Origin of the sequence: Actinoallomurus oryzae, assembly GCF_039541955.1 — a bacterium.
GTDB lineage: Bacteria > Actinomycetota > Actinomycetes > Streptosporangiales > Streptosporangiaceae > Actinoallomurus > Actinoallomurus oryzae.
Genome location: NZ_BAABHF010000050.1, coordinates 188,375 through 196,906, shown reverse-complemented (window position 1 = coordinate 196,906; position 8,532 = coordinate 188,375). Strand labels below are relative to the sequence as shown.

The window sequence follows — 8,532 nt, the reverse complement described above, 5'->3', positions numbered from 1 at the left end:
GCCCGCCGGCCTCAACCGACCTCACGCCTTCAGCGGCTTGACATCCATAGGAGCATCCGACGGCTAACCCTCGCTCTTCGGGTCGTCCCAGGCGTCCAGGACGCCGCTGAGGAGATCGCCGAGCCGGTCCAGCTCGTCCGGTGCGAGCGGAGCGAAGGAGCCGGTGACGACCTTCTCGTGGATCTCCGTGCCCTCCCGCAACAGCTCCTTCCCGCGTTCGGTGAGGCGGTGCCGTACGGCGCGGCCCGGGCCGGGGACGCGTTCGATGAGGCCGCGATCGGCCATGCGGGTGGCGAGCGAGCCGAACGACTGGTCGGTCTGGAAGGTCAGCAGCGCCAGGTCGTGCAGCGACGCCTCGGGGTGACGGTCAAGGTGCCGCAGGGTGTCCCACTGGACCAGGGAGATGCCGAGAGGGGCCAGCGCCGCCGTCAACTCCCGGTGGTGCCGGTGCTGCAGCCGCTTGACGAGCAGGGCCACTTCCTGCGGGGTACGGGTCATACCCGGAAGCTTACCCAAGGCCCCTTATCTAAACTCGCTTATATAAGCTCCCTTGCTCATCAACGGGGCTCCGAGCCCGCCACATCGGCCTTGTAGGCCGAGCGACGGTCCACAGACTGATCCGCACGATCCACCGCCCGGCCTCCGTGCCGCGGGTGGGGATCGCGAACCTCCCCCGCCTCAGGAAGGATCAGCATGAGGATCACGCACGCACGGGCGACGAAGGCCGGCCTGGTCGCGACGACGCTCGCCGCCGCGCTCGGGGCCACCGTGGCGATGTCCGCGCCGGCGACCGCCGCCGCGCCGACGGCGTCGGCCGCCGTCCAGACCGCGCCGCGAAGCCAGAGTGTGGCGGCCCAGAGCGTGGCGGCGAAGAGAACGGCCGCCCAGGCGATCAAGTGGTACTCCAGCCGCAAGGGCAGCACGGCGTACGAGGGCTACTGCGAGAAGGCGGCTCGTGCCACATCCCGGCGGGCTCGCGCAGGTACATCCCCGCGGTCGTCGCGTCGCCCTCGGCCATGCGGACCTCGCCCAGCATCAGCAGCGCGGCCTGCCCCCGGCGGTTACCCGACCGGCGGAAACTCTCCAGCGCCCGGTCCAGCGTCGCGTCGGCGGCCGAAGCGTCGGCGCCGAGATGGCACCGCGCGAGATCGAGCAGCGCGTACGCGGCGCACCGGTCGTCCCCCAGCTCCTCGAAGACCGCCGGCGCCTCCTCCAGCCGGGCCCGCGCGCCGGGTGCGTCGGCGCGTCGCAGGTGCAGCGCGGCGACCTGGCTCAGCACGCGCGCCTCGCGGTGGGGGTCGGCCGACTCCCGCGCTCGCGTCAGGGCGGTCGCGAGCCACTCTCCCGCCTCCTCCAGCCGGCCCTGCGAGAGGAGGATGACCGCGATGGAGCCGCGGATCTGCGCCTCGATGTGGCGGTCCTCGCCGGCCGCCAGGACCGGGAGGGCACCGCGGTAGAGGTCCAGCGCCCGGCCGGCGCGGCCGAGGATCCGGTGCAGGGTGGCCAGGCCGACGTCCGCGAGCGCCGCGCCCCTGGCGTCGTCCAGCGCGCGGCAGAGCGTGCGCGAGCGTTCGATCGCGGCGAGAGCCTCGTCGTACTCGTCCTGGTAGACGTACACCTGCCCGAGCGTCCGCAGCAGGACCGCCTCACCGCGGCGGTCCCCGCCCGCGCGTACCGCCCGCAGCGCCTGCTCGTGGGCCGTCCGCCAGTCCTCGTACAGGCTGCGCTGGTCGAAGTAGGGCACCATCGCGATGGCGAGTTCCCACGCGTGCGCCGCGCGGCCGTACTCCGCGGCGACCGCCACGGCGTCCAGCAGCCCGCGCCGTTCGGTGTCGAACCAGGCCATCGGGTCGGCCGTCAGCCGCTCGGCCACGGCCGGGTCGAGGGGCCGGCGCGGCGCGTCGCCGGACAACGGCGTCAGCAGGCTCGCCGGCAGCCGCGCCGCCGCCCTCTCCGCCAGGTCGAGCCAGGTGGCCAGCAGCCGGCCGATCGCCGCGTCCTGCTCCGCGTCGGGCGCGGCCAGCGCCTCCTCGTGCGCGTACTGCCGCAGCAGGCCGTGCAGCCGGTAACGCGGCAGGCCGTCGGGGCCCGGGCCGGCGTGCTGGGCCAGGCTCGCGTCGACGAGTTCTTCGAGCGCGTCGTCGCCGTCGGGACGGCCGAGCAGCGCGCCGGCCACCCAGCCGGGCGACTCGGGGGTGCCGAGCAGCCCCAGCAGCCGGAACGTCCGCGCCGCCTCCGGTTCGAGCAGCCGTACGCTCAGGTCGAACGTCGCGCGGACGCCCAGGTCGCCGACCTGCAGCTCGCTGAGCCGGCGCGACTCGTCGGCCAGCCGCTCGCCGAGGACCCGCAGGGACCAGCCCTGCCGTCCGCTCAGCCGCGCCCCGGCGATGCGAATGGCCAGCGGAAGGCCCCCGCAGGCGCGGGCGATGGCGGCGGCCTGGTCGGGCTCGTCGGCGAGGCGGGAGCGGAAGAGCGCGGCGCGCTCGCTCAGGATGCGCGGCACCGCCGCGCCGGTGAGACCCAGCGTGCGCAGCACCTCGACGAGCACGTCACCGGGGTCACCGGCTGCCCGCCCGTGCCGGACAGATCGAAGTAGAGCTGCCCTTCCGGGAACGACCCGCGGAGGGCGTGGCAGACGTGCAGCGCGAACGCGGACTTGCCGACGCCGGGGGCGCCCGTCACCACCACCACGGGCGGCGGAGCCGCCGGTGACGTGTCCTGGAGGATCTCGGCGAGCTCCCGCGCCTGGGCCTCGCGCCCGGTGAAGTCCGGCATGTCGCCAGGAAGCTGGCAGAGCGGGAACACCCCGGTGTCCTCGGCCGCCGGACCGGCGCCCCGCAGAATCGCCTCGTGCAGCAGGCGCAGGCGCGGGCCGGGCTCGGTGCCCAGTTCGTCGACCAGGTGCTCGCGCGCCTCGGAGTACGCGCCGAGCGCCTCCGCCTGGCGGCCACCGGCGTGCAGCGCCAGCATCAGCTGCTGCCACAGGCCCTCGCGGAGAGGATGGCGGACCAGCAGGCTCCGCAGCTCGGCGACGTTCTCCGCGTGCCGGCCCGCGGCGAGCCGGAGCGCGCACCGCTCCTCGACCGCTTCGAGCCACCGCTCGACCAGGCGCGCGGCCTCCGCCTGCCACAGCGGGCTCGGCGGCAGGTCCTCCAGCGGCTCGCCGCGCCACAGCGCGAGCGCCTCCGCGATCCGGCTCTCCGCCTCGTCGGGGCGGCCGGCGGCTTTCCGGCACGCGGACTCGTCGAGCAGTTCTTCGAATACCTGAAGGTCGAGCTCTCCCGGCAGCAGGGAAATCGAATAGCCGTCAGCGTGCCGCCGTACGCGATGACCGTCGGGAACGGGCGGCAGACACGAACGCAGACCCGACACATAGGTATGGAGATTCGCCACCGCCGAGCGCGGCGGGCGCTCGGGCCACAATGTGTCCACGAGCTTGTCGGCGGAGACCGGACGCCCCTTTGCCAGCAGCAGAGCGGCCAGTACGAGGCGTTGTTTCGTGCCGCCCATCCGCGCGTTCGCGCCATCGGTACCGACGACGAGAGGGCCCAGCACACGGAAACGAATCGGACGGTCGGACACGGTCACCTCACCGAATGGGCCCTGCGGTCGCTCCGTTTCCCGTGAACCCTGCCTTTGACCGCGAGGCGTAGCATAACCACGACCTTCGGCCAATTAACCAGAAATTGCGCCGATGACGCGGCGAACAACCGGTTACGGTCAGCCCCGTGGCCAGGGCACCGGAGAGTCGGCCACCGGCGGCAGTACGGCGGTCATCCGCGCCGGTGGCACCGGCAGCAGGGTGAAGCCCTTCTTCTTCATCTCGAGCAGGCGGGCGGCGTACACCGGCCCCGAGCCCGGACGCGGCGCGATGACCAGGCCGTAGTCGTCACCGCCCGCGGGCGGTGGCATCGCCACCTCCACGGTGTGGCCGGCGGGCACCGCGACGTCCTTCGCCGTGCCGGCCGGGCCCTGCGTCATGAGCTGGGTCAGGCGTACCGCGGCGGCGTGCTCGGGCGGGGCGCTGAGCAGCAGCGTCGTCGTGTCGCGGTCGTCGGCGACGAGCCCGGTGCCGGTGCCCGCGCCGAGGGGCGGTACGGCCGCGGTGACGCCGAAGTCGTCGCCCTTCTCCGCGACGAGTGCCGCGACGATCGGCCGGTCGGCGACCAGCCGCAGCGCGGCGGGCTTCCCGCCGAGGCCCAGGTCGAACGGGGTCACCGCCAGCGCGGGGGCCTCCAGCGCCCGCTCGCCCGTCGGTGCGAAGGCCCCGTCGCGGGCCATGCCCTGAACGGTGACCTTCGCCTCGTCCTGACCGGGTACCGCGATCAGCAGCCGGCGGCGCCCCTTGCCCGAGGGCACGCCCGGCACGACGACACGACGGCTCGGGGCGGTCTCGGGCAGCCAGTCGGCGCCCTTCTTACGCTCGACGCGCACCGCCGCCGAGAGCCGCCCCGTCAGGGCGTGGACGTGCAGCGCGACGAGCTTGGCGTCCGCCGCGGCCTGGCCGAAGCCCTCGACCTGCACGCCGACCTGGACCAGCCGCGTGGAGTGGGGACCGACCGGCACCTCGTCCTGGCCCTCGGGCGTCTCGATCGACCCCTCCGGGCTCAGCGCGGTGACCAGCGCCGTGACGGGACGGTCGTCGACGTTCGTGAGGTAGAGGCTCACGCCGTCGGCGTCGGCGGGCCCGGGACCGGCGAACCACAGGTCCGTGGCCGGCTGGACGCACCGGGTGCCCGCCAGCCCCCCGTCGGAGGTGGTCTGCTCCACGGTCAGACCGGGGGCGAGGGACCCCTGCGCTCCGAAGACCCACGGGCCGGCGCCCTTGGTGACGTCGTCCGACCACGCGGTGCCCGGCGTGGTGAGCACGACCGGCGCGCCCGCGACCGACGCCTGGCCGGAGCCGCGGGCGCCGGGCGGCGTGACCGCGCTCACCCGGGCGCCGTGCGTGTCGGGGCAGGCTGCGTACGCCGACGTGACCGGGACCGTGGTGCCGTGCCGGGGCGCCGAGGCGGCCGGCCGGGCGAACGAGGCGACGCCGTACAGCGCGGCGACGGCCAGCACGACGAGGGCGGCGAGCGCGAACCGGTTGGCCGGCAGCCGGTTCATCCACCCCGGCCGGGTGTCGGCCGACGACAGCCGCACCGCGTACGCGCCCGCCGCCCGCGCCGCCGCGCGGGTGAGCCGGTACGCGAGACGCGCCGGCGGCCCGAGCACCCGGCGTGCCACGGCGTACACCGACGCCACCGACGGCCTCACGATTCCACCCCGCTCATCGCCTCGACCTGGGGCTGGGCCTTCGTCGTACGGGCGTGACCACCGCGGCGACGCCGGCCGCGCGGGCGTTCGACCCACGCGGCGGACGGCAGCGCCAGCACGACGATCAGCACCAGCGCCACGCCCTGCACGGCCACCCACAGGTGGCGCAGCAGCATGCCGCGGTGCAGCGTGAAGGTCCCGCCCGAGGCGGGCACGTCGTAGGACTGGGCCCAGCCGTCCAGGGTCCGCGACCGCGCCGGGCGGCCGTCGACCGCGGCGTGCCAGCCCGCGCTCGCGGGCTCGGCGAGCAGGAGGGTGCGCCCCGCGGGCCCCGGCGGGATCCGGACCTTCGCGTCGATGGGCCCGGCCGCGAGCGGCGTCACCGTGCGGCCGTCGATGAGCATCAGCCGCCCGGCGGGCGTGACCGGCTGCCAGAGCCCGAACGCCGAGGTGCGGCCCAGCCGCTGGAGGTCGGGCACGGCGTCGAGGGCGGCGGTGAGCGGGTCGTGGCCGGGGTCGGGGACGAGGACGTACCCGACGCCGAACCGGCTCAGCGCCGAGGCACCACCGGTGCCGGAGGTGAGGCCGGCGACGGCGGCGCGCAGGTGGCGCCGCGCCGGCTCCGGAGGCTCGGCGGTCTCCTCGCCGGGGATCGGCTCACGCTCGCGCATCACGGTCGCTCCGACGGCGCCGTCCGCGCGTGAGGAGATGATGAGGAAGCGCGGCCGGGTCACGTGCGACTCGACGACCAGCGGGAACTCCTCGGGGTTCGCGCGGGCGAGCGGTCCGTGCGCGCCGTGGACGACCCACAGGCCGGCGGCCAGCAACGGTGTCGACGCGGCGACCGCCAGCACGACGACCGCGCCCGCACGCGCGACCAGCCCCGGCGACCGCAGCTTCGCCACCGCGACGCGCAGCATGCCGGACGCGGCCAGCACCACGCCGCCGGCGGCGAACGTCAGCGCCACACCCGGCCAGTCCGGCCGGGCCAGGACCAGGATCGCCGCCGGCATCCCGACGATCGCGAGCAGCCAGCCGGTCAGCACCGCCGTACGCCGGCGCCGCAGCAGAAGCGCCGCCAGCCCGGCCGCGGCCAGCCCGGCGGTGACCCAGAAGACGGGCGTGCCCGGCCCGCCCGGGCTGAGGAGGACGAGCGCACCGGCCCCCGGCCTCGCGACGGCCGCCCGGGGACCGGCCTCGCGCAGGAACCCCGACGGATGCGCGAGCAGGTGCAGCGTCCAGGGCAGGAGCAGGAGCGGCGGGACGCCGAGCGCGACGGCCAGGCGGCGGCCGGCCCCCGGCCGGTGGCCGGCCAGGGCGTACCGTGCGGGCAGGCCGACGAGCACGGCGAGCACCCACGTCAGCGGCGCGAACGCCATCGCGACGGCCAGCAGCAGGCCCGCCGCCCAGGGCGTGTGCCGCGACGACGTCGTGAGCGTGCCGGTCGCGAACACCCCGATGAGCGGCAGCAGCACGATCACCACGATCGTGCCGAGCCGTCCCGTCGTCACGGCGCCGGTCGCGACGGGCAGCAGCGCGTACGTGACGCCGGCCCAGACGGCGACCGGGACGGCGCCCCCACGGGTCGAGGTGGAGCGCCCCACGGACGAACGACGTCGACCCGTGGGGGCCTGGTCTGCTGGGCTTGTCCTGGGAGGAAGGCCGCGCAGCCGGCGGGCGGCGGTGTAGGCGGTGAGCCCGGCCAGCGGCACACCCGCGACCAGGATCACCAGCACCGCGAGCCACGGCTTGCCGAACAGCAGGGTCGCGAGCACGGCGAGCACCCCGGCGTACGGCGGCGCTCCCGTGCCGGAGCCCAGGCCGACCGGATGCCAGCCGGTGAGGTACTCGGCCCACAGGTCGCTCGCCCCGCCCCACGCGGGCACGAGTGCGCCGCCGCCGAGGCGTCCGCCGGTGGCGAGGAGGCCGCGCTCGGCCACCAGGGCGACGAGCGTCAGCGCGAGTGTCATCAGGACCCCGGGGCGGCGGAGCCAGCGGTACAGGGCGCCCGGTTCGGGCGACGGCAGCGTGGCGCCGCGGCCGACGAACACGTCCGGCAGCCGCCGCAGCGTCGGCCAGCGCGGCTGGAACCGGTTGACGCCGCTCGCCGTGAGTCCGGGGCGCCGCGCCCGGCGCAACCGGGGAGCGCGGAACAGGGCGCCGCGCAGCGCGGCGAGCTCGGCGCCCGCCGCGCCGGGCCGTTTGGCCGCGGCGAAGAAGGCCGCCCGCAGGAAGCACGTGGCGACGATGAAGGGCAGCGAGAGCGCGAGCGCGGACAGCGGCAGGTTCGCCAGCAGCACGAGCAGCGCGCTGCGCCGGTCGTCGGCCGGGAACGCCACCCGGCGCGCGCCGCGCGTGGCGGCCTCGGCGTGGAACGCGACCGCGTCCGGCGCGATCAGGACGCGGTGCCCGGCGGCGTACGCGCGCCAGCCGAGGTCGACGTCGTCGCGGAAGAGGCCGAAGGCCGGGTCGAGGCCGCCCAGCTCGTCCCACACGTCGCGGCGCACCAGCATGCCCGCGCTGCTGACCGCCATGACCTCGCGAATGGTGTCGTGCTGTCCCTGGTCGAACTCGCGCGGGTCGAGCCCGGTCTCGCGGCGCCCCGTCCGGTCGATGGCGACGCCCGCCTCGAGCAGCACGCGCCGGTCGTCCCAGTCGCGCAGCTTGGGACCGAGGATGGTCGCGGGCGGATGCGCCTCGGCGGTGGTCAGCAGGCGTTCGAGCGCGTCGGGCGCGGGCGCGGAGTCGTCGTGGAGGAGCCAGATCCACTCGACGCGGTCGATGCCGGACGCGCCGTCCGGGACCTCGATGGTCGACGCCGGGTGGGCGAGCGTGGCGGCGACCGCGTCGGCGTAGCGGGTGCGGGCCGGCAGGGTGATGAGGTTGCCCTCGCCGACGACCTCGGTGAGCATGGCCGGCCCGGCGTCGGTACTGCCGGTGTCGGCCGCGACCAGCCGGTCGACCGGATGGCTCTGCGTCAGCAGCGCCTTGAGTGTCTCCGGCAGCCAGCGCGCACCGTCATGCGTGACGAGTACGGCGGTGACGATATGGCGGTCGAGTTGGGGCGCCACTGTTTTCATCCGAGTTGGTCAGCCGAACCGGGCTCAGCTGCCCGGCACGGCTGACCACGATAGCGAAGGCGCCCGCCGAATATGTCCGGTCCGCTCAGCGGACCAAAGCCATGTCCGATCCGCTCAGCCGACCGAAGCCGCGTCCGGTCTGTTCAGCGGACGAAAGCCATATCCCGTCCGCTCAACCGACCGAAGCCGCGTC

The 8,532-nt window shown here is 75.4% G+C and carries 6 protein-coding genes; all 6 read right to left on the bottom strand.

Annotated elements, in window-relative coordinates; translation table 11 throughout:
- Positions 1 to 63: 63 nt before the first annotated feature.
- The 6 genes from ABEA10_RS42690 to ABEA10_RS42665 all read right to left on the bottom strand — a co-directional run bounded on the left by ABEA10_RS42690 (position 64) and on the right by ABEA10_RS42665 (position 8,330).
- On the bottom strand, positions 64 to 498 hold the full coding sequence (locus ABEA10_RS42690) for a MarR family winged helix-turn-helix transcriptional regulator (RefSeq protein ID WP_345474038.1): 435 nt from the start codon (positions 496 to 498) through the stop codon (positions 64 to 66).
- A gap of 59 nt (positions 499 to 557) precedes the next feature.
- Positions 558 to 896 carry a hypothetical protein gene (locus tag ABEA10_RS42685; RefSeq protein ID WP_345474036.1) on the bottom strand — a complete coding sequence of 113 codons (339 nt, stop codon included), beginning with the start codon at positions 894 to 896 and terminating at the stop codon, positions 558 to 560.
- The gene (locus tag ABEA10_RS42680; RefSeq protein WP_345474034.1) at positions 893 to 2,548 is read right to left on the bottom strand and encodes a tetratricopeptide repeat protein; all 1,656 of its coding nucleotides are present in this window, start codon (positions 2,546 to 2,548) and stop codon (positions 893 to 895) included. The genes ABEA10_RS42685 and ABEA10_RS42680 overlap by 4 nt, the downstream gene beginning before the upstream one ends.
- Positions 2,488 to 3,582, bottom strand: a complete 1,095-nt coding sequence (locus ABEA10_RS42675) for an AfsR/SARP family transcriptional regulator (RefSeq protein WP_345474032.1) — start codon at positions 3,580 to 3,582, stop codon at positions 2,488 to 2,490. The genes ABEA10_RS42680 and ABEA10_RS42675 overlap by 61 nt, the downstream gene beginning before the upstream one ends.
- A 138-nt stretch (positions 3,583 to 3,720) precedes the next feature.
- Positions 3,721 to 5,259 carry a DUF5719 family protein gene (locus ABEA10_RS42670; protein WP_345474030.1) on the bottom strand — a complete coding sequence of 513 codons (1,539 nt, stop codon included), beginning with the start codon at positions 5,257 to 5,259 and terminating at the stop codon, positions 3,721 to 3,723.
- On the bottom strand, positions 5,256 to 8,330 hold the full coding sequence (locus ABEA10_RS42665) for a glycosyltransferase (protein WP_345474028.1): 3,075 nt from the start codon (positions 8,328 to 8,330) through the stop codon (positions 5,256 to 5,258). The genes ABEA10_RS42670 and ABEA10_RS42665 overlap by 4 nt, the downstream gene beginning before the upstream one ends.
- Between the last annotated feature and the right edge of the window lie 202 nt (positions 8,331 to 8,532).

Coding starts and splice junctions, on each gene's coding strand:
- ABEA10_RS42690 (WP_345474038.1), bottom strand. CDS start 498: ATGACCCGTACCCCGCAGGAAGTGGCCCTGCTCGTCAAGCGGCTGCAG.